At 32.7% G+C, this 498-nt stretch carries 1 pseudogene; it reads left to right on the top strand.

The annotated features are described in order from the left end of the window. Positions 1-472, top strand: a pseudogene (locus tag FUA24_RS17315) (AMP-binding protein); the annotation flags it as partial. Positions 473-498 lie beyond the last annotated feature (26 nt).

Raw genomic sequence — 498 nt, 5'->3', positions numbered from 1 at the left:
TTATTTCCATACCGGAGACATTGGAGAGTTAAGTAACGACAACTTCTTAAAAATAACAGACCGTAAAAAAGATATGTTTAAAACCTCTGGCGGTAAATATGTAATACCTGCCCTATTAGAAAATGAGTTTAAACAATCACGTTTCATAGAACAAATAATGGTTATTGGCGAAGGCGAAAAAATGCCTGCTGCACTTATTCAAATAAATTTTGAATTTGTTGAAGAATGGGCACTCCGCCACAACATTTCAAACCAAAACTTACTTGAAAACCCGCAACTAAAAGAACGTATTCAAGAAGAAATTAACGAAGCCAACAAAAACTTTGGCAAATGGGAACAAATAAAAAAGTTTGAAATTACACCTGATGTTTGGACTATTGATGATGGCTTACTTACCCCAACCATGAAAATGAAACGTAAAGCCATTAAGGAAAAATACTCCAATTTAATTGAACAAATTTACAGAAGCTAACACATACTTACTGTTAATTAATACTA

The sequence above is a fragment of the Seonamhaeicola marinus genome, from assembly GCF_008085455.1.
This window is presented reverse-complemented; position numbering and strand designations above follow the sequence as displayed.